Genomic DNA, 23,229 nt, shown 5'->3' on the forward strand with positions numbered 1-23,229 from the left:
AGGGGTGGAGTTGACCGGTACTAATAGGCCGAGGGCTTGTCCTCAGTTGCTCGCGTCCACTGTGTTGTTCTGAAACAACGACCCGCCCGAATCTTGTCGGGTGTGCGGTTGACAGTTTCATAGTGTTTCGGTGGTCATAGCGTGAGGGAAACGCCCGGTTACATTCCGAACCCGGAAGCTAAGCCTTACAGCGCCGATGGTACTGCAGGGGGGACCCTGTGGGAGAGTAGGACGCCGCCGAACAATTCTTCTAGAGAAGCCCCCGCCGGGTGAACCGGTCGGGGGCTTCTCTGTTGTAGGGTCAACATGCAATTGTCGTCACACGGGACAGGAGGCCCCCCGGGTGGAGGTCCAGGAGACGCGGGTCCAGACCGATCGCGTCCTCACCATCCCCAATATGCTGAGCATGGGCCGGCTGGTCGGTGTTCCGCTCTTCCTCTGGCTCATCCTGTGGCCGGTCTTCGACGGGCCCAACAATGACGGTTGGGCACTGCTGATCCTGATGTTGAGCGGGATCAGCGACTACCTGGACGGGAAGCTCGCCCGCCGGTGGGGGCAGATCAGCCGGGTGGGGCAGCTGCTCGATCCGCTGGCCGACCGGCTGTACGTGCTGTCCACGCTGGTCGGGTTGACGTGGCGTGGGATTCTGCCGTGGTGGCTCACCGCGATCCTGTTGGCCCGTGAGGCATTCATCGCCGGCCTGCTGCCGATTCTGGCCCGGCGCGGTTACGGACCGCTCCAGACGAGTTTTCTGGGGAAGGCCGCGACCTTCAATCTGATGTACGCGTTTCCGCTTCTGCTGCTCGGCAGTGTCGACAGCTGGATCGCCCGGCCGGCCGAGGTGGTGAGCTGGGCGTTCATCTGGTGGGGGACGACCTTGTACTGGTGGGCCGCGATTCTTTACGCGGTCCAGGCGCGGCAGATCGTCCGGGGGAGCACCGCGGGCCCGGCGTCCACAGTCTGAGACGTGATCTGAGAGAAGCCCCACGCCTCCTCGGTGCGTCGGACGATACCTTCCGGGTAGAGAACCTTCTGGAACGCTTTGATGGACCTGCCGGTCCACCACCGCGAAGGAGGACGCACCCGTAATGAAAGCCGTTGTAATGGCAGGGGGCGAGGGCACCCGACTCCGCCCGATGACCTCCAGCATGCCGAAGCCGCTGCTTCCGGTCGCCAATAGGCCGATCATGGAGCACGTGCTTCGGCTGCTGAAGCGGCACGGCCTCTCCGACACCGTCGTCACCGTGCAGTTCCTGGCGTCGCTGGTCAAGAACTATTTCGGTGACGGCGAAGAGCTGGGCATGCATCTGACCTATGCCCACGAGGAGACGCCACTGGGCACTGCGGGGAGTGTCAAGAACGCCGAGGACGCGCTCAAGGACGATTCCTTTCTGGTGATCTCCGGTGACGCGTTGACCGACTTCAATCTCTCGGAATTGATCGACTTTCACCGCAGTAAGAACGCTCTGGTCACCGTCTGTCTCACGAGGGTGCCGAATCCACTGGAGTTCGGCATCACGATCACGGACGAGGAGGGGAGGGTCGAGCGGTTCCTGGAGAAGCCGACCTGGGGGCAGGTCTTCTCCGACACGGTGAACACCGGTATCTATGTGATGGAACCCGAGGTCTTCGACTACGTCGCGGCGGGCGAGTCCGTCGACTGGTCGAGTGACGTCTTCCCCCAGCTCCTGAAGGAGGGCAAGCGGGTCTACGGGTACGTCGCCGAGGGCTACTGGGAGGACGTGGGCACCCACGAGAGCTACGGCAAGGCCCAGGCGGACGTCCTGGAGGGCAAGGTCGACGTCGAGCTCGACGGGTTCGAGATCTCCCCGGGGGTCTGGGTCGCCGAGGGCGCCGAGGTGGACCCGGAGGCGGTGCTGCGCGGGCCGCTGTACATCGGGGACTACGCCAAGGTCGAGGCCGGCGTGGAGATCCGCGAGCACACCGTGCTGGGCAGCAACGTGGTCGTCAAGCGCGGCGCGTTCCTGCACAGGGCGGTGGTGCACGACAACGTGTACGTCGGGCCGCAGAGCAACCTGCGGGGCTGCGTGGTCGGCAAGAACACCGACGTGATGCGGGCCGCGCGGATCGAGGACGGCGCGGTGATCGGGGACGAGTGCCTGGTCGGCGAGGAGTCGATCATCGGGGCGAACGTCCGGGTCTACCCGTTCAAGACCATCGAGGCCGGCGCCGTCGTCAACACCTCGGTGATCTGGGAGTCGCGCGGCCAGGAGCACCTGTTCGGGGTCCGCGGCGTCTCGGGCATCCTGAACGTCGAGATCACCCCGGAGCTGGCCGTCCGGCTGGCGGGGGCGTACGCGACGACGCTGAAGAAGGGTGCCACCGTCACCATCGCGCGTGACCACTCGCGTGGTGCGCGTGCGCTCAAACGGGCGATGATCTCGGCGCTCCAGACCTCCGCGATCGACGTCCGCGACCTCGAGAACGTGCCCATGCCGGTGGCCCGGCAGCACACGGCGCGGGGGAGCGCGGGCGGGATCTTCCTGCGGACCACGCCGGGTGTGCCGGACTCGCTGGACATCCTCTTCTTCGACGAGCGCGGGGCGGACCTCTCGCAGGCCGGCCAGCGCAAGCTCGACCGCGTCTACGCGCGCCAGGAGTTCCGGCGGGCCTTCCCCGGTGAGATCGGGGACCTGACCTTCCCCTCCAGCGTCTTCGACTCCTACGCGGGAAACCTGCTGCGGACGGTGGACACGACCGGAGTCCGGGAGGCCGGGCTGAAGGTGGTCGTGGACACCGCGCACGGCAGCGCGGGCCTCGTCCTGCCGAGCATCCTGGGCCGACTCGGCGTCGAGGCGCTCACCGTCTCCAGCGGGCTGGACGAGGCGCGGCCGACCGAGGACGCGGAAACGCGGCGGGCCGGCCTGGCCAGGCTCGGTGAGCTGGTCGCCTCCTCGCGGGCGGCCTTCGGGGTGCGGTTCGATCCGGTGGGCGAGCGCGTCGCGTTCGTGGACGAGCTCGGGCGGGTGATCGACGACGACCGAGCCCTGCTGGTGCTGCTGGACCTGGTCGCCGCCGAGCGGCGCAGCGGGCAGGTGGCACTGCCGGTGACCACCACCCGGATCGCCGAGCAGGTCGCCGCGTACCACGGCACCCAGGTCATCTGGACCACGACGACGCCGGACGACCTCGCGAAGGCGGCCTCCGCCGAGGGCACGGTGTTCGGCGGGGACGGGCGCGGCGGCTTCGTGGTGCCCGAGTTCAGCGGGGTGCTGGACGGTGCCGCGGCGTTCGTCCGGCTGGTCGGCCTGGTGGCGCGGACCCAGCTCACGCTGAGCCAGATCGACGCCCGGATCCCGCAGGCGCACATCCGGCGCCGGGACATCGCGACGCCGTGGGCCGCCAAGGGCATGGTCATGCGCTCGGTGGTGGAGGCGGCCGGCAGCCGTCGGCTGGACACCACCGACGGCGTCCGGGTGGTCGAGGCGGACGGGCGCTGGACGCTGGTGCTCCCGGACCCGGCCGAGGCGGTCACCCACCTCTGGGCGGAGGGCCCCGATGACGAGGCCACCGAGGCGCTGCTGGACGAGTGGGCGGCCGTGGTCGACGGGGCGGGACGGTGACGAACCGGGACTGAGCAGGATCAGGAGCTGAGCTCGGAACCGCCTCGGACGGCGGGGCGCGCGGTGTGACCCGCGCGCCCCTCTGTCCGTTTTCACATCATTCGGAATACTCCGTCACATTCCGTCATGTGTGCAGCGTGTGTGCAGCTCAGGGGCCGTGCACGGGCCTCCTCGACGACATGGGACGATGGTCTCCATGCCAGCGACGCCGACGCCGAGTGCCCCGAACGGACGGTACAACCGCCCGGACGCCTCGATGTCCTTGCTGACCAACGTGATGGACCACAGCCTGGACGAGGGCTACGCGGAGGCGGCCGCCGCGCGCGGCGGTGCCCGCGACAGCCGGATACCCGGGACCCTGCCGGGGCTGCTGACGCTCGGGGCGGGGCTGGCGCTGGTCGGCGCGGTGGTGACGGTGGGCGCGGTGAACGCGCACAAGGCCGAGCCCTCGCTGGCCAAGGAACGGGACGCGCTGATCCACCGGATCAACGACAGCAACACCTCGGCCGACCGGTTGCAGAAGCAGGTGCAGGAGCTGCGGCTCAAGGTCGACAGCACGCAGCAGCAGGCGCTCGCCTCGGGCGACGCCGATCCCGGCGGGGTGAGCGGGGCCGTGGGCCTGGGCCAGGTCACCGGGCCGGGCGTGAAGCTGGTCCTGGAGGACGCCGCGGGCACGGGCAGCGGCGGCAACGTCGACCCGAGGGCCGGGCAGGGCTTCTCCAACAGCGGCCGGCTGCGGGACCGCGACCTGCAGCTGGTGGTGAACGGCCTCTGGGGATCCGGGGCCGAGGCGATCGCGATCAATGGCCAGCGGCTGACCGCGCTGTCCGCGATCCGGGCCGCGGGCGAGGCGGTGCTGGTGGACAACCGGCCGCTGGTGCCGCCGTACAACATCCAGGCGATCGGGGACGGCTCGAAGCTCCTCACCGCCTTCGAGAAGGACATGGCCGGGCAGTACCTGCGGCTGCTCCAGGAGCAGTACGGCATCAAGTCGACGCTCTCCGTGCAGAAGAACCTGACGCTGCCGGCGGCGGTGGGGGTGACGCTGCGGACCGCGCAGCCGGTGACGCCCGAGGCCTCGCCCCCGGCGACCGCGGGCGCAACGCCGCCGGCCGGAGCCGGAACCCAGGAGAGCCCCGGCGCGTCCGTCTCACCGTCGGCCTCGCCTTCCGCTTCCGCCTCGTCGGCCCCGACCAGCGGTGCTTCCACCGCCAAGCGGCGTCCGCCGACCGGAACCACCAAGACCACGACAGGGACAGGAGCAGCCAGACCGTGATTGCCGTACTGGGTCTTGTGATCGGGGTGGTCGTCGGCCTCTTCGTCCAACCCGAGGTGCCGGACGCCGTCGTGCCCTACCTGCCGATCGCGGTGGTGGCGGCGCTGGACGCCGTGTTCGGCGGCGTCCGGGCGATGCTCGACGGGATCTTCAACGACAAGGTGTTCATCGTCTCGTTCCTGTCGAACGTGGTGGTCGCGGCACTGATCGTCTTCCTCGGTGACCAGCTGGGCGTCGGCTCGCAGCTGTCCACCGGCGTGGTCGTCGTCCTCGGCATCCGCATCTTCTCCAACGCGGCCGCGATCCGGCGCCATGTCTTCCGTGCCTGAGCCGGGCCGCGAGCCCGCGGCGGAGGACGGGCGGGAGGCGGCGGTGGCCGGGCCGGCCGCCGGGAAACCGGCTGGAGAGCCGGGCGGGAAAGCGATCGAGAAGGCGGTTTCAAAGCCCGTCCGGGAGGTCGTGGACGCACCTCGGACGGACGGTGCGGCGGACGCGGACGAGGCTGCCGGGACGGCCGGGGAGACCGCCGAGGCCGTGGAGCCCGTCGTTGCCTCGGAGGAGAAGTCTGACGCTAAGGCTGAGCTTCAGGCCGGTTCGGTGCCCGAGCCGACGCTGCGGCTCACGAAGGTCACCGCGCCGGCCCCCGGGGCCGAGCCGAAGACCGAGCCGAAGACCGGGGCGAAGCCGGAGTCCGCGCCTGCCGCTGAGCCCGAGCCCACGCCCGAGCCCGTGCCGGCCCCGGAGCCCGCGGCGGAAGCGGAGTCCGAGCCGGAACCCGAGCCCGAGCCCGTCGCGGACCGGAGTGCCGGCCGGCGGCGCCTGAAGGCGGCGCTCTGGCCGCCGCGGCTGTCGCGCGGCCAGCTGGTGGTGGCGCTGCTGCTGTTCTCGCTCGGCCTGGGGCTGGCGATCCAGGTGCGGTCGACCAACGACCACCACAGTCAGCTCCGCGGGGCCCGCCAGGAGGACCTGGTGCGGATCCTCGATGAACTGGACAGCCGTCAGCAACGTCTTCAGCAGGAGAAGGCGGAGTTGGAGCAGTCCCTGGCGAAGTTGGAGAACAGCTCCAACCAGGCCAAGGAGGCCCAGGAGCAGACCAGGAAGAAGGCGACGGAGCTCGGCGTGCTCGCCGGTACCGTCAAAGCCACTGGTCCGGGCATCGTACTCACGGTCGATGATCCCCAAGGGCAGGTGAAGGCAGATATGCTGCTGGACACCCTGCAAGAACTTCGAGCGGCGGGGGCGGAGGCGATTCAGATCAACGATGTGCGCGTGGTGGTCAACACCTACTTCACCGACCTGTCGGCCGGTGGGGTGCAGATCGACGGGAAGAAGGTCTCGCAGCCCTACCGCTTCACGGTCGTGGGGAACCCGCAGGATCTGACACCCGCGCTGAACATCCCGGGAGGTGTCGTCCGCACGCTGGAGAGCCACCAGGCGCGGGCGACGATCGCCCAGCAGCAGAAGGTGGTCGTCGACGCCCTCGTGGACCCGAAGTCGCCGCAGTACGCCAAGCCGGCTTCGAAGTGACGGGGCGCCCGGCGAACGGCCCGTCAAGGGCGGGCGGCACCCGCTGCGGGGCGCCGCCGTCACATGGGCGAGACTGGTTCGCACCAGTACGCTCCGGAGCAACAACCGCAGTACCAACCGCCGGAGTACCACTCCAGCGGGCCCGAGCCGCAACGACCGGGCCCGCAGCATGTCCGAGGTTCTCACCCTGCCCCGCGGGCGGGTCTGTCACACGCAAGGGGATTCGCCCGTGAGTTTCTTCTCGAAGTTGTTCGGTCGTAACAAGGGCCGTGACGCCGCCGCCGTCGAGGCGCCCACCGCGCGTCACCGCCGACCGGAGGACGAGCCCGCAGTGCCGGGCATGCGTCCGGCCCCCGAGGCCGCGCCGTACGCAGGTCAGCAGCTGTACCGGGACGGCGGCGCCGCCCAGTACGCGGGGAATCAGGCGGGCTACGGCGCGTCGGTTGACCCCTCCGGCGAGCCGCGCATAGGTTTCCCGTCAGGACCCTCAACCTCTGGTGGAGGGTTTGCCCCGGATCCGTACGCCGGGCACAACCCGTCGGGTGTGCCGCGCCAGGAGGCTGTGAACATGGCTGGCCCCACTCCGTGCCCCAGGTGCGGCAACCGGAACCCGGCCGCGGCCCGGTTCTGTTCCAACTGCGGCACGGCGCTGCGCGGCGGCCTGCTCCCGGAGGGGGCGGCGGAGACCACGTCGACCATCTCCATCTCCGGCCTGGAGTCGTACGACCCCACCACCACGACCGGCACCGGCGCCACGCCGGCCCTGTCGGCCGAGGTGCTGTCGGCGATCGACGCGCTGCCGCCGGGCTCGGCCCTGCTGATCGTGCAGCGCGGTCCGAACTCCGGCAGCCGGTTCCTGCTGGACTCGGACGTCACCACGGCGGGTCGCCACCCGCAGGGTGACATCTTCCTCGACGACGTCACGGTCTCGCGCCGCCACGTGGAGTTCCGCCGCACCCCGGCCGGCTTCAGCGTCGCGGACGTGGGCAGCCTCAACGGCACCTACGTGAACCGGGAGCGGATCGACGAGGTGCCGCTGAACAACGGCGACGAGGTGCAGATCGGGAAGTACCGGCTGGTGTTCTTCGCCGGCCACAACCGGGGGTACTGAAAACGACGTCGGCAGGAGCCCGAGTGAATACGAATACCCCTTCCTCTTCTCTCGGGGCGGCCACCCCAACCCCGTCCGGTCCGCAGGCGGACCGCGGCGGGCGCGGGGTGGTCGCGGGCCCGCGGCAGCCGGTCCGGGCCGAGCGGCCCGCCGGCCGCCGGCGCGGCGGTGACGAGCTGCTGAGCATCGGCGCGGTGCTGGCCTTCCTGCGCGACGACTTCCCCGAGGTCACCATCTCCAAGATCCGCTTCCTGGAGGCGGAGGGACTGGTCGAGCCGCAGCGCACGCCCTCGGGGTACCGCAAGTTCAGCCCGGCCGACGTCGAGCGGCTGGCCTACGTCCTGCGCATGCAGCGGGACCACTACCTGCCGTTGCGGGTGATCCGGGAGCACCTGGACGCCATCGAGCGCGGTGAGAACCCGCCCGCGCTGCCCTCCGCCGCCGACACCCGGCCCGGGCCGCTGGAGGAGGCGGACCGGGAGCTGGTGGCCGGCGGAGAGGTGCCCTCCGGCGTCCGGCTGGGGCGCGCCGAACTGCTCGCGGCGGCCGAGGCCGGGGAGCCGGAGCTGGCCGAGTGGGAGTCCTACGGGCTCGTCGCCCCGGGACCGGACGGCGGCTACGACGGTGAGGCGCTCCAGGTGGCCCGGCTGGTCGCGGAGCTCGGCCGGTACGGGCTGGAGCCACGGCACCTGCGCGCCATGAAGGCCGCGGCGGACCGCGAGATCGCGCTGGTGGAACAGGTGGTGGCGCCGTTGCGCCGGCACCGGAACCCGCAGACCAGGGCGCACGCGGAGGCCACCGCCCGGGAGCTCGCGACGCTGTCCGTACGGCTGCACGCGGCCATGGTCCAGGCCGGGATGCGGACGCGCGGATAGCGCGTGCCGCCCGCGGCGCGCCCTGGCCGCACCGCGCTGACCAGCGGCGTCGGCCCTGCGCTTTCATATCCGGGAGCGGAGCCATAGGGTTGCCTGTGTGAATGAGCTCGACGTCGTGGGTGTCCGAGTGGAGATGCCTTCCAACCAGCCGATCGTGCTGCTGCGGGAGGTCGGGGGAGATCGCTATCTGCCGATCTGGATCGGCCCCGGCGAGGCGACCGCGATCGCCTTCGCCCAGCAGGGCATGACGCCGGTGCGCCCGCTGACGCACGACCTCTTCAAGGACGTCCTGGAGGCGCTCGGCCAGCAGCTCACCGAGGTCCGGATCACCGACCTGCGGGAGGGCGTGTTCTACGCCGAGCTGGTGTTCGCCGGCGGGGTCGAGGTGAGCGCGCGGCCGTCCGACGCCATAGCGCTGGCGCTGCGCACCGGCACGCCGATCTACGGGAGCGAGGAGGTGCTCGCCGAGGCGGGCATCGCGATCCCGGACGAGCAGGAGGACGAGGTCGAGAAGTTCCGCGAGTTCCTCGACCAGGTGTCGCCCGAGGACTTCGGCGGCAGCGGCCCGCAGTAGCGGGGCCCGACCGTGCGGCCTTTCGGCCCATCGTTTTGCCAAAATCCGTCCATCTACCCACACTAGGGGCACGAAAAACCACTCTCCTGAGTGATGTGGTTTGTCTGGCCCGGCGTGGCGATCGTTGACGGGTCATAGGGGACTGCCTACCGTCAGGAGTGGCTGTCCGGGTGGCCGATGCCCGCAGTCGGGTTGCCCGCAGCACAAGTGGACGGAGGCAGGCATGAGCAGCACCGGCGATGACGCGGCCGTGGGAGGCCGGTGCGCCGTGCACATGCCGCGCACCGCTCGCACCGTCACGGATTTCCCCCGGGTCGGCAGGTTCCCGGCCGTACAGGCGGGCCAGCCGGCCATCGAACGGCTGGCCCCGACGTCCGACCTGCTCGGCTTCCGGGGCCCGACGGCCTGCGCGGCGGCCGGCATCACCTACCGTCAGCTGGACTACTGGGCCCGCACCGGACTGCTGGAGCCCAGCGTCCGCACCGCGTACCCGTCGACCAGCCAGCGGCTCTACAGCTTCCGCGACATCCTGCTGCTGAAGATCGTGAAGCGGCTGCTCGACGCGGGTGTCTCGCTGCAGAACATCCGGGTGGCGGTCGCCCACCTCCAGGCCGCCGACCAGGCCGACCTGGCGGGGATGACGCTGATGTGCGACGGCGCGACGGTGTACGAGTGCACGACGCCGCAGCAGGTGGTCGATCTGCTGAAGGGCGGTCAGGGGGTCTTCGGCATCGCGGTCGGAGCGGTCTGGCAGGAGCTGGAGCTCACCCTCGGGCGGCTGCACGCCGAGCGCACCGACACCGGCGAGACGATGGTCGGGCACGACCCGGCCGACGAGCTGGCCCAGCGGCGCAACCGGGCGGTCTGAGCAGGCGTTCGACGGGGCCGCGGGCCCGGACGGGGAACCGTTCGGACCCGCGGCCCCGTCGTGTTCCCCGGTTGACGTGATCGAGGGAGGGCACGTGGGAGTCGGTACCGGTATATCGGGGCTGCTGCGGCGCAGGGCCGGACTGCTGGGGGCCCGGCTGCGGCAGCGGCGGACGCAGCGCAGGGTGTTCCAGGTCGGAACGGTGCTCTGCTCGCTGGCGCTGGCGCCGAGCGCCTGGGTGTGGTTCGCCGCGGGGGACCGGGTGGGCACCGTGGAGAGCGCGCCCGCCGCGCCGGTCGCGGTGGTCTTCGGGGCCGGTCTGTACCAGGGCAAGCCCTCCCCGTACCTGGAGCACCGGCTGGTCGCGGCGGTGGACCTGTACCGGGAGGGGAAGGTGCGGGCGATCCTGGTGACCGGGGACAACGGGCGGGTCGAGTACTCCGAGCCCGACGCGATGTACGACTACCTGACCCGGAACGGCGTTCCCGAGGACCGGGTGGTGCGGGACTACGCGGGCTTCGACACCTGGGACTCCTGCACCCGGGCGCGCCGGATCTTCGGGGTGGACCATGCGGTGCTGGTCAGCCAGGACTTCCACGTCCGCCGGGCGCTGGCGCTGTGCGAGGCGGCGGGGATCCGCTCGTACGCGGTCGGGGTGCCGGAACTGCACGACGCGACCTGGCTGTACGGCGGGCTGCGGGAGGTCGCCGGGGCGGGCAAGGCGGCGGCCAACGCCTGGCTGCGGCCGGACCCGGTGTTCCTCGGGCCCCGGGAGGACGGCATTCCGAAGGCGCTGGCGGAGGCCGCGAAGCAGTAGCGACGGGGGCCGGGAGCGGGGCCTCCGGCCCGGTTCGTACGCACTGTCGGACCCGTACGCGATGATCGGCGGGTGCGATCTCTGCCGAGCATCATCCACCTCGACATGGACGCCTTCTTCGCGGCGGTGGAGCAGGCGGCCAAGCCCAGCCTGCGCGGCAAGCCGGTGGTCGTCGGCGGGCTCGGCGGACGCGGGGTGGTCTCCACGGCCTCGTACGAGGCGCGCAGGTTCGGGGTGCACTCGGCGATGCCGATGGCGCAGGCGCGCCGGCTCTGCCCCAACGCGGCCTTCCTGGCGGGGCGGTTCGAGGCCTACCGGCAGAACAGCGAGATCGTGATGGGGCTGCTGCGGCAGCTGTCCCCGCTGGTGCAGCCGCTCAGCCTGGACGAGGCCTTCGTGGACCTGGAGGCAGGCCCGTACGGACCGGCACTGCTGGAGGCGGACCACGAGACCGGCGAACGGCTGGTCCTCGCGCTCGCGGAGGACCTGCGGGCGGACATCCAGCGGGCGACCGGGCTGACCGGCTCGGTCGGGGCGGCCGGGTCCAAGCTGATGGCCAAGATCGCCTCCGAGCAGGCCAAGCCGGACGGACTGGTCATGATCGAGCCCGGGCAGGAGCGGGCCGTGCTCGGCCCGATGCCGGTGCGGGCGCTGCCCGGGATCGGGCCGGCCACCGAACAGGTGCTGCGCCGGGCCGGGCTGAGCACGGTGGCCGACCTCGCGGAGGCGGGGGAGGCGGAGCTGGTGCAGCTGGTCGGGCGGGCGCACGGCGCCGGGATCTTCCAGATGTCCATAGGGCTGGACGAGCGGCCGGTGATCGCCGACCAGGACGCCAAGTCCGTGTCGGTGGAGGACACCTACGAGGTGGACCTGGCCGACCGGGAACGGGTGCTGCGCGAGGTGGAGGCCCTGGCCGGCCGGTGCGTACGGCGGCTGCGGGCGGCCGGGCGCTCGGGGCGGACGGTGGTGCTCAAGGTCCGGCGGTTCGACTTCTCGACGCTGACCCGCTCGGAGACGCTCGGCGGGCCCACCGACGACGAGGCGGTGATCACCGCGACCGCGCGCCGGCTGGCCGAGCAGGTGGAGATCACCGGCGGGGTCCGGCTGCTCGGCGTGGGCGTCGCCCAACTCGCCGACTACACCCAGGAGGACCTGTTCGCCCAGGCGCTGCGGGAGGAGGCCGCGGAGCACGCGGAGGCGGCGGCCGAGGCCGAGGAGGCCGAGGCGGAGCCGGAGGCCGTCGTGGTGCGGCGGTGGGTGCCCGGACAGGACGTCCGGCACGAGGAGTTCGGTCCGGGCTGGGTACAGGGCAGTGGCGTCGGGAGGGTCACCGTACGGTTCGAGACGCCGTGGGACGGGCCGGGGCGGGTACGGACCTTCGCGGTGGACGACCCGGCGCTCGAACCGTCCCGGCCGCTGCCGCTGCGCCGGGACGCGGGTGCGGACGAGGGGCCGGACGGTGCGTCGGAGGGGAACGGCGGGCCGGGGGAAGGAGCCTGAAACGCGAAGCGGCCCCACCCGGTGGGGGAGTACCGGGTGGGGCCGATCACCGTGCCGGACCCCGTGCGTTCGTGATGCCCTCACGATGTACGGGGACCGGGCCCCGCGCCCTGTCCCTGAGCGCGGGGGCCGGACGCCTCGTCAGGCGTCGGTCTTGACCAGCTCGGGGCTGGAGTCCTGCTGGGCCGAGCCGCCGACGACCGTCGCGGTGGCGGCCGACTTGGTGCCGCGGATCAGGAACGGGACGATGCCGGCGACGACGCAGACCACGGCCGCGGTCCAGAACGCGTGCTTGTAGGCGTCCAGGGTGGGCAGCGACAGCGGGATCTGCGGCGGCAGCTTCATGGTGTCGCCGGTCAGGATGGCGGCCATGACGGCGGTGCCGATCGCGCCACCGACCGTGCGCAGCACGGAGTTCATGCCGTTGGCGATACCGCTCTGCTCGACCGGGACGGCGCCGTTGATGTAGGCCGGCATCGCGGCGAAGGCGAGGCCGACACCGAGGCCGAAGATCGCCGAGGCGGTGTAGATGTCGCCCTCGTGCCCGTGGCGCACGGCCAGGTAGGCCATCGCGATGGCGCCGAGGACGCCACCGAGGACCAGCGGCAGGCGCGGGCCGCGACGGGCGATCAGCAGGGCGCCGACCGGGGCGGCGACCATCGAGCCGATCGCGGACGGCAGCAGCAGGAGGCCGGCGTGCAGCACGCTGGCGGTGAAGCCGTAGTGGGTCAGCTTCTCCGGGGTCTGGGCGAAGTTGCTGATGACCATGAAGGAGCCGTACATGCCGAAGCCGATGAGCAGGCCGGCCACGTTGGTGAAGGCGACGGCCGGACGGGCCATCATCTTCATGTCCACCAGCGGGTGCGCGACCTTGGTCTCGATGATCCCCCAGATCAGGGCGACCACGGCGGCGACGGCGAACAGGCCGAGCGTCTTGTTGGAGGTCCAGCCCCAGTGGTTGCCCTGGCTGACCGCGACCAGCAGCGCGGAGAGCCAGCCGGCCAGGGTGAGGGCACCCAGCGGGTCGGCGCCGCCCTCCTTGTCGGTCACCGGGTCGGTCGGGACGCGGAAGGCGACCAGGGCGATCGCGATCAGGCCGAAGACCAGGCCCATCCAGAAGATCGACTTGTAGTTCCAGTGCTCCAGCAGGAGACCGGTCGCGACCAGGCCGAGGCCGGAGCCGACGCCCATCGAGGCGCTGATGGCGGCGACGCCGCCGGTCACCTTCTGCTTGGGCAGCTCGTCACGGACGATGCTGATCGCCAGCGGCAGGACACCACCGCCGGCGCCCTGGAGGACACGGGCGACGACCAGCCAGGTGAAGGAGTGGGTGCTGACCGCCAGCGCCGAACCGGCGACCAGGCCGGCCAGCGAGATCAGCAGCATCGGCTTGCGGCCCCGGAGGTCGCCGAAGCGGCCCAGGAGGGGAGTCAGCACGGCTGCGGAGAGCAGGTTGGCGGTCATCAGCCAGGTGACGCTGGACGCGGAGACGTGCAGTTCCTTGGCCAGCGAGGGCAGGATCGGGACGACCGCGGTCTGCACCACGCTGAACGACAGCATCGCCAGGATGAGGGCCGGCAGGACCCGGGCGCTGCTCTGCTTCTCGGCCGCGGTGGTGGGCTGTGGTGCCTCACTCACGGTTGCTTCCTCCCGTACATAGTGAATGAACTGAAGTAACCATGCAGGGAGATACTTCAGAGTGTCAAATATCGAGTGGTTAAGTTTTGGCAAAGGTGAACGGTCGGGTACGTGACAAGGGCTGTGGCGGGGGGTGGGCGCAGGGAGGGGCGCCTGTGGTGGGTGTGCGAGAGGGGCCCCGGACGGTGTCCGGGGCCCCTCTTCGCGGGTGGTGTCAGACGAGCGGGCGCAGTGCGGCCGGGCGGGGTGAGTCGGCGGCGGGGGGTGAGGCGGGGGGCGGGGTCGAGCCGGCCGGGGAGGTGTTCTGGGTGGCGGTGGTGTCGTGGACCTCGACGTGCTCGCGGCGGAGCTCCTCCCGGACCACCTCCTCCGTCGTGTAGCGCTCGACGACCAGGCGGACCCGCTCGACGGGCGCGAGGTACTTGCGGACCACCGCGCGCTCCTCGCGGAGGGTGACCTCCTCGACGGCCTCGGCGATGTCCTTCTCGCTGAGCGTGGCGCGCTCGGCGTCGCTGACCGGCATCCGCTCGACCCGGACGCGCTCGTGGACCACGGGGATGCGGCGCTCGACCTGTTCGGTCGTCACGTACTTGCGCAGCTTCGCGGTGCCGAGGGTGTGCCACTCGGTGGTGACCTCCAGCCGCTCCTCGCGGCAGGTGATCTCGACCGGGCCGCTGGGGGCGGACGGGGCGCCGTCGGCGTGCGCGGCGCCGACGGTCGCCGCTGGGGCGGGCGTAGACGCGGGGGCGGGGGCGGGCTGCGACTGCGGCCTCGGCTCCACGGTGGGTGCGACGGGGGCGGCCGCCGGGGTGGCGGTGGTGGCCTCGGGGGTGCTGAGCATCCGCATGTCGGCCTCCGGGGCGGTTCTGGTGCTGTCGGCGACCGCGGCGGTGACGGCGGCGGTGGGCGGGGCGGTGGCGACGGGGGCTCTGGCCGGGGCGGGCTCGGGAACGGGCTCGGGGGAGCGCTCGGGGGTGTGGAAGGTGAGCGACTTCGCCGGGGCCGCCGCGGTCGTCGTGGCGGCGGCGGCCGCCGCCGTGGTGCCGAAGTCGAGGTCGGCCTGCTTGGGCCGGCTCCCGTTCTCGTGGCTCGGGCGGCCGTCCATCGGGGTGTCGAGCCCGTAGTAGCGGTACAGCTGGAGCTCCTGGGCGGGGGACAGGTGCTGGCCGACGCCGAAGTCCGGCGACTCCTTCACCAGCGACTTGTCGTACGGCACCCGGAGCTCGTCGCCGGCGAACTCGCTCGTGGTCAGCGGGACGAAGGCGTCCCGGCCGAAGATGCCGGTCCGGACCGCGGCCCACTCGGGCCGGCCGGTGGCGTCGTCCAGGTAGACCTCGTCGACCGTGCCGATCTTGTCTCCGTTGCGGTCGACGGCCTTGTGACCGATGAGGTCCCGGGGGTCGATGTCGGTCTGCACTCTTTCCTCCCGTGCGCTGAGCTTGCGGAACTCCCGCAGGAAGGCGGCCGGAGCACCCGTTCCGTCCGCCACTTCACACCAAAAGCCATGAATCGGACGGACGCGAGCGGGGTGCGCCGGACGGGCTGCGCGCTGGACCGTCCGGGGGACGCGCGTAGACCCCGAACGACCTGACGCACCCGTGATCGGGGGGCCTCCCGCTGGTACCCTGGGCGACGACCGCAGAGCCCGCTCGGGAGAGTCTCCGACTGCGAAAGCCGCTGGTCGGAGCGCCGAAGGAGCAACTCCTCCCCGGAATCTCTCAGGCATCCGTACCGTGTGGGGTAGGTCACTCTGGAAAGCAGGGCAGGAGCGTCGGCGCGGAAGCCGGCGATCACCACCCTCACCGACGGTGCAAGCCGACGGAGCGCCCACAGCGCCCCGTGCGGGTGAAGCTCTCAGGTCCCGATGACAGAGGGGGAGGCCTGTCGGGTCCGCCCGCCCAGGTTCGTCCGCTGTCCGCAGCGGCGAGGCCGGCCGGCGTGCGTACCCCCGCCGGTCCGTGACCAGGAGGCCTCGACCACCATGAACGCCCAGCCGAACGCGGGACGCCCCACCGGCGCCTCGACCCTCACCGAGCTTGAGCTGGCCAGCCCCTTCGAGAACCGCCACATCGGCCCCGACGCCGCCGCGCAGGAGAAGATGCTGGCGTCCGTCGGCTACGGCTCGCTGGACGAGCTCGCCGCCACCGCGGTGCCCGAGGCGATCCGCTCCATCACCGCCCTGGACCTGCCCGCGGGCCGGACCGAGGCCCAGGTCCTCGCCGAGCTGCGCGAGCTGGCCGGCCGCAACCAGGTGCTCCAGCCGATGATCGGCCTGGGCTACTACGGCACCTTCACCCCGCCGGTGATCCTGCGCAACGTCATGGAGAACCCGGCCTGGTACACCGCCTACACCCCGTACCAGCCGGAGATCTCGCAGGGCCGCCTGGAGGCGCTGCTCAACTTCCAGACCCTGGTCTCCGACCTGACCGGCCTGCCGACCTCCGGCTCCTCGCTGCTGGACGAGGGCACCGCGGCCGCCGAGGCGATGGCGCTGGCCCGCCGCGTCACCAAGGTCAAGGGCGGCGTCTTCCTGGTCGACGCCGAGACCCTGCCGCAGACCGTCGCGGTGATCAACACCCGTGCCGTGCCGACCGGTGTCGAGGTCGTCGTCGCCGACCTGTCCGAGGGCATCCCGGCCGAGATCGTCGAGCGCGGCGTCTTCGGTGTGCTGCTCCAGTACCCGGGCGCCACCGGTGTGGTCCGCGACCTCACCGCGGTGATCGAGCAGGCGCACGGCCTGGGCGCGATCGTCGCCGTCGCCGCCGACCTGCTCGCGCTGACCCTGCTCAAGTCCCCGGGTTCGCTGGGCGCCGACATCGCCTGCGGCACCTCGCAGCGCTTCGGCGTGCCGATGGGCTTCGGCGGTCCGCACGCCGGCTATCTGTCGGTGCGCGCCGAGTTCGCCCGCTCGCTGCCCGGCCGCCTGGTCGGCGTCTCCGTCGACGTCGACGGCAACCGCGCCTACCGCCTGGCGCTGCAGACCCGCGAGCAGCACATCCGCCGCGAGAAGGCCACCAGCAACATCTGCACCGCCCAGGTGCTGCTCGCCGTGATGGCCTCGATGTACGCCGTCTACCACGGCCCCGACGGCCTGGCCGACATCGCCCGCCGCACCCACCGCTACGCCGCCGCCCTCGCCGAGGGCCTGCGGGCCGGCGGCGTCGAGCTGCTGCACGGCGAGTTCTTCGACACCGTCACCGCCGTCGTCCCGGGCCGCGCCGCGGAGATCGCCGCCGCCGCCCGCGCCAACGGCATCAACGTCCACCAGGACGGCGCGGACCGGATCTCCGTCTCCACCGACGAGACCACCACCCGCGAGCACCTGGCCGGCGTCTGGGCCGCGTTCGGCGTCCCCGCCGTCGAGGTCGCCGAGGCCGCCGACGCGCTGCCCGCCGCGCTGCTGCGCGAGGACGAGTACCTGACCCACCCGGTCTTCCACAGCCACCGCTCGGAGACCGCCATGCTGCGCTACCTGCGCCGCCTGTCGGACCGGGACTACGCGCTGGACCGCGGCATGATCCCGCTGGGCTCCTGCACCATGAAGCTCAACGCGACCACCGAGATGGAGGCGGTGACCTGGCCGGAGTTCGGCCAGCTGCACCCCTTCGCGCCGATCGACCAGGCCCAGGGCTTCCTGACCCTGATCCGCCAGCTGGAGCAGCAGCTGGTCGAGGTGACCGGCTACGACGCCGTGTCGATCCAGCCGAACGCGGGCTCGCAGGGCGAGCTGGCCGGTCTGCTGGCCGTGCGCGCCTACCACCACGCCAACGGCGACACCCAGCGCGACGTCTGCCTGATCCCGTCCTCGGCGCACGGCACCAACGCGGCCTCCGCGGTGATGGCCGGCATGCGCGTGGTCGTGGTGAAGACCCTGGTCGACGGCGACGTGGACGTCGAGGACCTGAAGGCGAAGATCGAGCAGCACCGCGACAACCTCGCCGTGCTGATGGTCACCTACCCGTCCACCCACGGCGTGTACGAGACCCAGATCACCGACATCTGCGCCCTGGTGCACGAGGCCGGCGGCCAGGTGTACGTGGACGGCGCCAACCTGAACGCCCTGGTCGGCCTGGCCAAGCCGGGCAAGTTCGGCGCGGACGTCTCGCACCTGAACCTGCACAAGACCTTCTGCATCCCGCACGGCGGTGGCGGCCCGGGCGTCGGCCCGGTCGCGGTGCGCGCCCACCTGGCGCCGTACCTGCCGAACCACCCGCTGCAGCCGGAGGCCGGCCCGGCCACCGGCGTGGGCCCGATCTCGGCCGCGCCGTGGGGCTCGGCGGCCATCCTGCCGATCTCCTGGGCGTACGTCCGGCTGATGGGCGGCGAGGGCCTCAAGCACGCGACCCAGGTCGCGGTGCTGAACGCCAACTACATCGCCAAGCGCCTGGCGCCGCACTTCCCGGTGCTCTACACCGGCCCGGGCGGGCTGGTCGCGCACGAGTGCATCATCGACCTGCGCCCGCTGACCAAGGAGACGGGCGTGACGGTGGACGACATCGCCAAGCGCCTGATCGACTACGGCTTCCACGCGCCGACGATGTCCTTCCCGGTGGCCGGCACGCTGATGATCGAGCCGACCGAGTCCGAGGACCTGCACGAGATCGACCGCTTCTGCGACGCGATGATCACCATCCGGGCCGAGGTCGACAAGGTCGGCTCGGGCGAGTGGGCGGCCGACGACAACCCGCTGCGCAACGCCCCGCACACCGCCGCCACGCTGGCCGGCGACTGGGCGCACGGCTACTCGCGGCAGGAGGCGGTCTTCCCGGCGGGCGTGAACCCGGCGGACAAGTACTGGCCGCCGGTGAGCCGGATCGACGGCGCGTACGGCGACCGCAACCTGGTCTGCTCCTGCCCGCCGCTGGACGAGTACGGCGTCTGACCCGACCGGGCCCAGGTGGTCCGGGTCGGACGGCAGGGCCCCGGCGGAGTTCTCCGCCGGGGCCCTGCCCGTCTGCGCTGGTCGGCGGCTGCCCCCGCCGTACGGTCGGACCGGGTGGTCAGGCCGCGTGGGCGACGGGGCGGCGCGGGGCGATCACCCGGCCGTCGGGCAGCAGTTCGCCGGTGTCCTCGAACAGGACGACGCCGTTGCAGAGCAGGCTCCAGCCCTGCTCCGGGTGACGGGCCACCGATACGGCCGCCTCGCGGTCCTCGGACTCGGCCGTCGGGCACTCAGGACGGTGCTGGCACATGCGTACCCTCGCTTCGCTCTGCGATCCTCCCCGTGGTGCGGTCGCCGGAGGTGGTGCCGTCCGGGGCCGCCGCGGTGGTCGGATCCTGTCCGCGCGCCGGCCAAGTGTGGGCCGGCGCCCAAGTGGGTAGGACAGGGGGTCCTTCCACGCTGGTTCCCAGTGTCGGCATCCCGGGAGCCGCGCGCAGGGATTTCGTGACATGCGCCACAACTCCCGGGTAGAGATCACCCGTTCAGGTGGGGCCGACGGGAAAAGGCGCACCGGTGGGTCAGTCGGGACATGGCCCGTTGGGGCCATGCCGAATGGCCCGGACGGGTGGTCACCGTTCGGGTGAGGGTTTGGGAGCGGGCGCGCGGGCGCGGTCGAGGGCCGCCGGGCGGGTGGGCCCGGCGGCCCGTGGGGCGTCGGCGGGTCAGGAGGTGCCGAGCAGCAGCGGCCCGGCGAGCGGGGCGCGGGCGAGCAGCGGCAGCAGTTCGGCGGCGGGCCGGGCGCGGTGCGCGGCGACGCCGAGCGGGGCCGGGGCCAGGGGGATCAGCAGGTCGCCGTCCGGGTCGGCGTCGGGGTTGTGCAGCCAGAGCGCCGTGGCGTACTGGCCGGGGAAGGTCAGCAGCCGGGGCTGCCGGCGGGTCCGGGAGCCCTGGGCGAGCTGCCAGGCCTCGCGCAGCGCCCGGACCGTCGAGTCGAGGTAGGGGCCGGCGGTGAAGTGGGAGAAGCTGTGGCCCTCGGCGCTCTGCACCACCTCGGCGGCGGCGGCCACCTCGGCGCCGTCCTTGATCAGGAAGCGCCAGCCGGTGCGGCGGGCGGCCGGCAGCTCCGGGCGCGGGCCGTTCAGGACGTGCACCGCGAGCGGGTGGGCGGGGAGCAGTGGGCCGGTCGGATGGCGCAGTGCTGCGGCGGCGGGCTGGCGCAGCGCGGTCTCCGAGTCGAGCGCGCCCAGGACGGCGCGCAGGGCGCTCGGCGGGGGCTGGGGGGTTTGCAGAGTCATGGCGGGGTCCGCCTCTCCAAGCGAGATCGGCGTGCGAGTGCGGCATACCGGCGTGGCGGGGCGACGCGTCGTCGGTGACGGGGCCGGGCCGTGTCCGGTTGTGCAGGATCGCGGTGCCGGCGCGGTCGCCGCCTCGACGAGGGCTTTCGGGGCGAGGCGGACCGGCCGGAGCGCTGTGCGAATTCGAACAGGTGCGCAGGGTGATCTGTTTATCACAGGCTGTGGTGTCGGGCAAGTCCACAGTTCGTCTGATTTTCCGTCAGATGCCTTGCATTGCAAGCCAGTACGCACGTTCGGGTATCGATCTTCGCGGTGGGCATCATGCTTGCACGGTCGGTCGACCGGGTGCTCGACGGGGTGGCTCTGGAGGAGGGGACCGTGGGCGAGAAGGTCGTGGCGACTCGGGCGGAACTGGCGGACCGGCAGCTCTACCGGCGCAAGCTCCACACGTGTCTGGACGTGCTCGGACGGATGATCCGGGAGGACCGCTTCGACCGGCCGCGGGCGGTGATGGGCCTGGAGATCGAGCTCAACCTGGCCGACGAGCAGGGCCTGCCGGCCATGAACAACGCGCAGGTGCTGAGCGCGATCGGCTCCAGCGACTTCCAGACCGAACTGGGCCGCTTCAACATCGAGGTCAACATCACGCCGCACCGGCTCTGCGGGCACGTGTTCGAGGAGCTGCGCGAGGAGATCGACACCGGGCTGCGCTACGCCGACCGGCAGGCGGCCGAGGCGGGCGCCCGGATCGTCATGGTGGGCATCCTGCCGACGCTGGAGCACGCCCACACCGGGCTGGACGCGATGAGCCACAACCAGCGGTACAGCCTGCTCAGCGACCAGATCCTGGCCGCCCGCGGGGAGGACATCGCGCTGGACATCGAGGGCGTCGAGCACCTCCAGCTGGAGTCGATCACCATGGTGGCCGAGGCCGCCGCCACCTCGCTCCAACTGCACCTCCAGGTGACCCCGCAGCGGTTCTCCTCGGTGTGGAACGCGGCCCAGGCGATCTGCGGGCCGCAGCTCGCGCTCGGCGCCAACTCGCCCTTCCTGTTCGGGCGGGAGCTGTGGCGGGAGACCCGTCCGGTGCTCTTCCAACAGGCCTGTGACACCCGTACGGCGGAGCTCAAGGCCCAGGGCGTGCGCCCGATCACCTGGTTCGGCGAGCGCTGGGTGGACTCGGCGTACGACCTGTTCGAGGAGAACCTGCGGTACTTCCCCGCGCTGCTGCCGATCTGTGACGACGAGGACCCGATGAAGGTGCTGGCCTCCGGCGGCGCGCCCAGGCTCGCCGAGATGCGGCTGCACAACGGCACCATCTACCGCTGGAACCGCCCGGTGTACGACATCGCGGGCGGGGTGGCGCACCTGAGGGTGGAGAACCGGGCGCTGCCGGCCGGGCCGACGGTTGCCGACACGCTCGCCAACGCCGCCTTCTACTACGGACTGGTGCGGGTGCTGGCCGAGCAGCCCCGGCCGATCTGGACCCGGCTGCCGTTCGAGCGGGCGGACGAGAACTTCCAGCAGGGCGCCCGGTACGGCATCGACGCGGTGTTCCAGTGGCCGCGCTCGGGGCGGGCCGGGCGCGGCGGCGGGCTGCAGACCGTGTCCGCGGTCGACCTGGTGCTCAACGAGCTGCTGCCGATGGCCTACCAGGGGCTGGACGAGTGGGGCGTGGAGCCCGCCGACCGGGACCGCTACCTGGGCATCATCGAGCAGCGCTGCCTGCGCCGCACCAACGGCGCGTCCTGGCAGACCGCCACCTTCCACCGGCTGCGCGAGCAGTACGGGATGGACCGGCCGGCCGCGCTCGCGGCGATGACCAGGCGCTACGCCGAACTCATGCGCGGCGGCGAGCCGGTGCACACCTGGCCGGTGGGCTGAGCCCTCCCCGTCGGGGCGGTCCGGCGGCTGTGTCAGGATGATCGCTCCGGCGGTCGGCCGACGGCCGGAGCGACCGCCCGTCCGCTGGAGCCCCCGTGACCACCGTCCCGACCGCGCCGGAGACCGCGAAGCCCACCCGTCGGCTGTTCGGCGCGGAACTGCTGATCGTCCTCGGCCTCTCCCTCGGGGCCAGCGGGATCAGCGCGCTGATCAGCTTCACCGGCTCGCTCACCGAACCGCTCAAGCTCGGCCAGCAGGTCGCCACGCTGAACGGCTCGCGGGCGCCCGGGCGGCCCTGGCTGGACCTGGTGTGGCAGCTGTACTACATCGGGCGCGGGCTGATGCCGGTGGTGCTGGTCGGGTACCTGCTGGTGCGCGAGGGCGTCGCGCTGCGGGTACTGGGCTTCGACCTCGGGCAGAAGCTGCGCGACCTGGGCCGGGGCGCCGCCGTCGCGGCCGCGATCGGCGGGTCGGGGCTGGCGCTCTACCTGGCCTCGCAGGCGGCCGGGTACAACCTGACGGTGGCGCCGTCCGGGCTGCCGGACGTGTGGTGGCGGGTGCCGGTGCTGCTGCTGTCGGCCTGGCAGAACGCGATCCTGGAGGAGGTCGTCGTCCTCGGCTACCTGCTGCGCCGGGTGGGGCAGGTCGGGTGGTCCTGGCCGGCGGCGGTGGCCGCGAGTTCGGTGCTGCGCGGCTCGTACCACCTCTACCAGGGGGTCGGCGGGCTGGTCGGCAACATGGTGATGGGCGCGGTGTTCTGCCTGCTGTACCGGCGCTGGGGGCGGGTGATGCCGCTGGTGGTGGCGCACGCGCTGATCGACACGGTGGCCTTTGTCGGGTACGCGCTGCTGGCCGGGCACGTCAGCTGGCTGCCGACCCCTTGAGCGACCGCGCCCGGCCGCGCGGCGGACGGGCGAGCAGCCGGTCGACGTGCCGGCGCTCCAGGCCCTCGCCGGGGTCGACGGGCAGCAGCAGGCGGTCCCGGCGCAACTGGGAGCGGCGGACCAGCCGCGGCGGGATGACGTCGTCCACCCAGGCGAACGGCCGGCCGGCGGCGTAGCGCAGCAGCGGGGCCCACTTGGCGGCGGAGAACAGCTCCATCAGCGGGACGCGCGGGTCGCCGGGCTGCGGGACGTAGCCGGTGAAGGTGACCACCGGGAGCGGGTCCAGGCCGATCGCCGGGGCGATGTGGGTGTTCGCGTTCTCCTCCCACGTCGTCGCCCAGACCAGGTCGTACGTTCCGGCGAGCTCGCGCAGCCAGGCGCCGTGCCGGGCGGACAGCAGGACGGTGTAGCCGAAGAGGGTGTGGGTGTCGAACCCGGCGTCCGGGTGGGGGCGGACCGGGTTGAGGACGCCGTCGACGTCCAGGAACAGCAGTGGCTTCGGCACCGGTGGCCC

19 protein-coding genes, 1 rRNA gene and 2 riboswitches are annotated in these 23,229 nt (G+C 72.0%); of the genes, 15 read left to right on the plus strand and 5 right to left on the minus strand.

Features of this window, described 5'->3' with window-relative positions; translation table 11 throughout:
* Window positions 1-126: 126 nt before the first annotated feature.
* The 12 genes from rrf to AMK13_RS26995 all read left to right on the plus strand — a co-directional run bounded on the left by rrf (window position 127) and on the right by AMK13_RS26995 (window position 12,132).
* Window positions 127-243: ribosomal RNA gene (rrf, locus tag AMK13_RS26940) — 5S ribosomal RNA — on the plus strand.
* A 100-nt stretch (window positions 244-343) separates the two neighbouring features.
* Window positions 344-964 carry a CDP-alcohol phosphatidyltransferase family protein gene (locus tag AMK13_RS26945; protein WP_049653270.1) on the plus strand — a complete coding sequence of 207 codons (621 nt, stop codon included), beginning with the start codon at window positions 344-346 and terminating at the stop codon, window positions 962-964.
* Between the two features lie 124 nt (window positions 965-1,088).
* The gene (locus AMK13_RS26950) at window positions 1,089-3,584 is read left to right on the plus strand and encodes a mannose-1-phosphate guanyltransferase (protein WP_049653268.1); all 2,496 of its coding nucleotides are present in this window, start codon (window positions 1,089-1,091) and stop codon (window positions 3,582-3,584) included.
* A gap of 196 nt (window positions 3,585-3,780) precedes the next feature.
* On the plus strand, window positions 3,781-4,860 hold the full coding sequence (locus tag AMK13_RS26955) for a DUF881 domain-containing protein (protein ID WP_049653280.1): 1,080 nt from the start codon (window positions 3,781-3,783) through the stop codon (window positions 4,858-4,860).
* On the plus strand, window positions 4,857-5,189 hold the full coding sequence (locus tag AMK13_RS26960) for a small basic family protein (protein WP_030062488.1): 333 nt from the start codon (window positions 4,857-4,859) through the stop codon (window positions 5,187-5,189). Before AMK13_RS26955 ends, AMK13_RS26960 begins: the two co-directional genes overlap by 4 nt.
* Window positions 5,190-5,472: 283 nt before the next feature.
* Entirely contained in the window at window positions 5,473-6,387 is a 915-nt protein-coding gene (locus AMK13_RS26965) for a DUF881 domain-containing protein (protein ID WP_074004647.1), read from the plus strand.
* Between the two features lie 568 nt (window positions 6,388-6,955).
* Window positions 6,956-7,498: an FHA domain-containing protein gene (locus tag AMK13_RS46460; protein ID WP_049653265.1), complete on the plus strand. Its 543-nt coding sequence runs from the start codon at window positions 6,956-6,958 to the stop codon at window positions 7,496-7,498.
* 179 nt (window positions 7,499-7,677) lie between these two features.
* Window positions 7,678-8,373: a transcriptional regulator FtsR gene (gene ftsR / locus AMK13_RS26975; protein ID WP_198959445.1), complete on the plus strand. Its 696-nt coding sequence runs from the start codon at window positions 7,678-7,680 to the stop codon at window positions 8,371-8,373.
* Between the two features lie 97 nt (window positions 8,374-8,470).
* Entirely contained in the window at window positions 8,471-8,947 is a 477-nt protein-coding gene (locus AMK13_RS26980; protein ID WP_030303568.1) for a bifunctional nuclease family protein, read from the plus strand.
* Between the two features lie 223 nt (window positions 8,948-9,170).
* The gene (locus AMK13_RS26985; protein ID WP_049653260.1) at window positions 9,171-9,815 is read left to right on the plus strand and encodes a MerR family transcriptional regulator; all 645 of its coding nucleotides are present in this window, start codon (window positions 9,171-9,173) and stop codon (window positions 9,813-9,815) included.
* Window positions 9,816-9,909: 94 nt separating this feature from the next.
* A complete protein-coding gene (locus AMK13_RS26990; protein ID WP_241853050.1) occupies window positions 9,910-10,632 on the plus strand; it encodes a SanA/YdcF family protein in 723 nt (240 codons plus the stop codon).
* Between the two features lie 72 nt (window positions 10,633-10,704).
* On the plus strand, window positions 10,705-12,132 hold the full coding sequence (locus AMK13_RS26995) for a DNA polymerase IV (protein WP_074004465.1): 1,428 nt from the start codon (window positions 10,705-10,707) through the stop codon (window positions 12,130-12,132).
* 141 nt (window positions 12,133-12,273) lie between these two features.
* Here AMK13_RS26995 and AMK13_RS27000 read toward each other — a convergent pair whose 3' ends face one another.
* On the minus strand, window positions 12,274-13,770 hold the full coding sequence (locus tag AMK13_RS27000) for an MFS transporter (protein WP_074004466.1): 1,497 nt from the start codon (window positions 13,768-13,770) through the stop codon (window positions 12,274-12,276).
* A 214-nt stretch (window positions 13,771-13,984) separates the two neighbouring features.
* Window positions 13,985-15,259: a PRC and DUF2382 domain-containing protein gene (locus tag AMK13_RS41250; protein ID WP_143204642.1), complete on the minus strand. Its 1,275-nt coding sequence runs from the start codon at window positions 15,257-15,259 to the stop codon at window positions 13,985-13,987.
* A 151-nt stretch (window positions 15,260-15,410) separates the two neighbouring features.
* Window positions 15,411-15,514: riboswitch (glycine riboswitch) on the plus strand.
* A gap of 1 nt (window position 15,515) precedes the next feature.
* Window positions 15,516-15,648, plus strand: a riboswitch (glycine riboswitch).
* Window positions 15,649-15,751: 103 nt separating this feature from the next.
* Here AMK13_RS41250 and gcvP point away from each other — a divergent pair.
* The gene (gcvP, locus tag AMK13_RS27015) at window positions 15,752-18,652 is read left to right on the plus strand and encodes an aminomethyl-transferring glycine dehydrogenase (protein WP_074004467.1); all 2,901 of its coding nucleotides are present in this window, start codon (window positions 15,752-15,754) and stop codon (window positions 18,650-18,652) included.
* 118 nt (window positions 18,653-18,770) lie between these two features.
* Here the strand turns inward: gcvP and AMK13_RS27020 are convergent, their stop codons facing one another.
* Together AMK13_RS27020 and AMK13_RS27025 are read right to left on the minus strand one after the other, a co-directional pair.
* On the minus strand, window positions 18,771-18,962 hold the full coding sequence (locus tag AMK13_RS27020) for a DUF5999 family protein (RefSeq protein WP_049659119.1): 192 nt from the start codon (window positions 18,960-18,962) through the stop codon (window positions 18,771-18,773).
* 412 nt (window positions 18,963-19,374) lie between these two features.
* Window positions 19,375-19,947, minus strand: coding sequence for a hypothetical protein (locus AMK13_RS27025; RefSeq protein WP_074004468.1), 573 nt, complete (start codon window positions 19,945-19,947; stop codon window positions 19,375-19,377).
* A 378-nt stretch (window positions 19,948-20,325) separates the two neighbouring features.
* Here AMK13_RS27025 and AMK13_RS27030 point away from each other — a divergent pair, with 378 nt between their 5' ends.
* Both AMK13_RS27030 and AMK13_RS27035 read left to right on the plus strand, forming a co-directional pair.
* A complete protein-coding gene (locus AMK13_RS27030; protein WP_049655516.1) occupies window positions 20,326-21,831 on the plus strand; it encodes a glutamate--cysteine ligase in 1,506 nt (501 codons plus the stop codon).
* A gap of 95 nt (window positions 21,832-21,926) precedes the next feature.
* A complete protein-coding gene (locus AMK13_RS27035; RefSeq protein ID WP_049655508.1) occupies window positions 21,927-22,715 on the plus strand; it encodes a CPBP family intramembrane glutamic endopeptidase in 789 nt (262 codons plus the stop codon).
* On the opposite strand, the gene AMK13_RS27040 is transcribed toward AMK13_RS27035, so the two are convergent.
* Entirely contained in the window at window positions 22,693-23,220 is a 528-nt protein-coding gene (locus tag AMK13_RS27040; protein WP_074004469.1) for an HAD domain-containing protein, read from the minus strand. The genes AMK13_RS27035 and AMK13_RS27040 overlap by 23 nt on opposite strands.
* Window positions 23,221-23,229 lie beyond the last annotated feature (9 nt).

The sequence above is a fragment of the Streptomyces sp. CB02056 genome (assembly GCF_001905545.1).
GTDB lineage: Bacteria > Actinomycetota > Actinomycetes > Streptomycetales > Streptomycetaceae > Kitasatospora.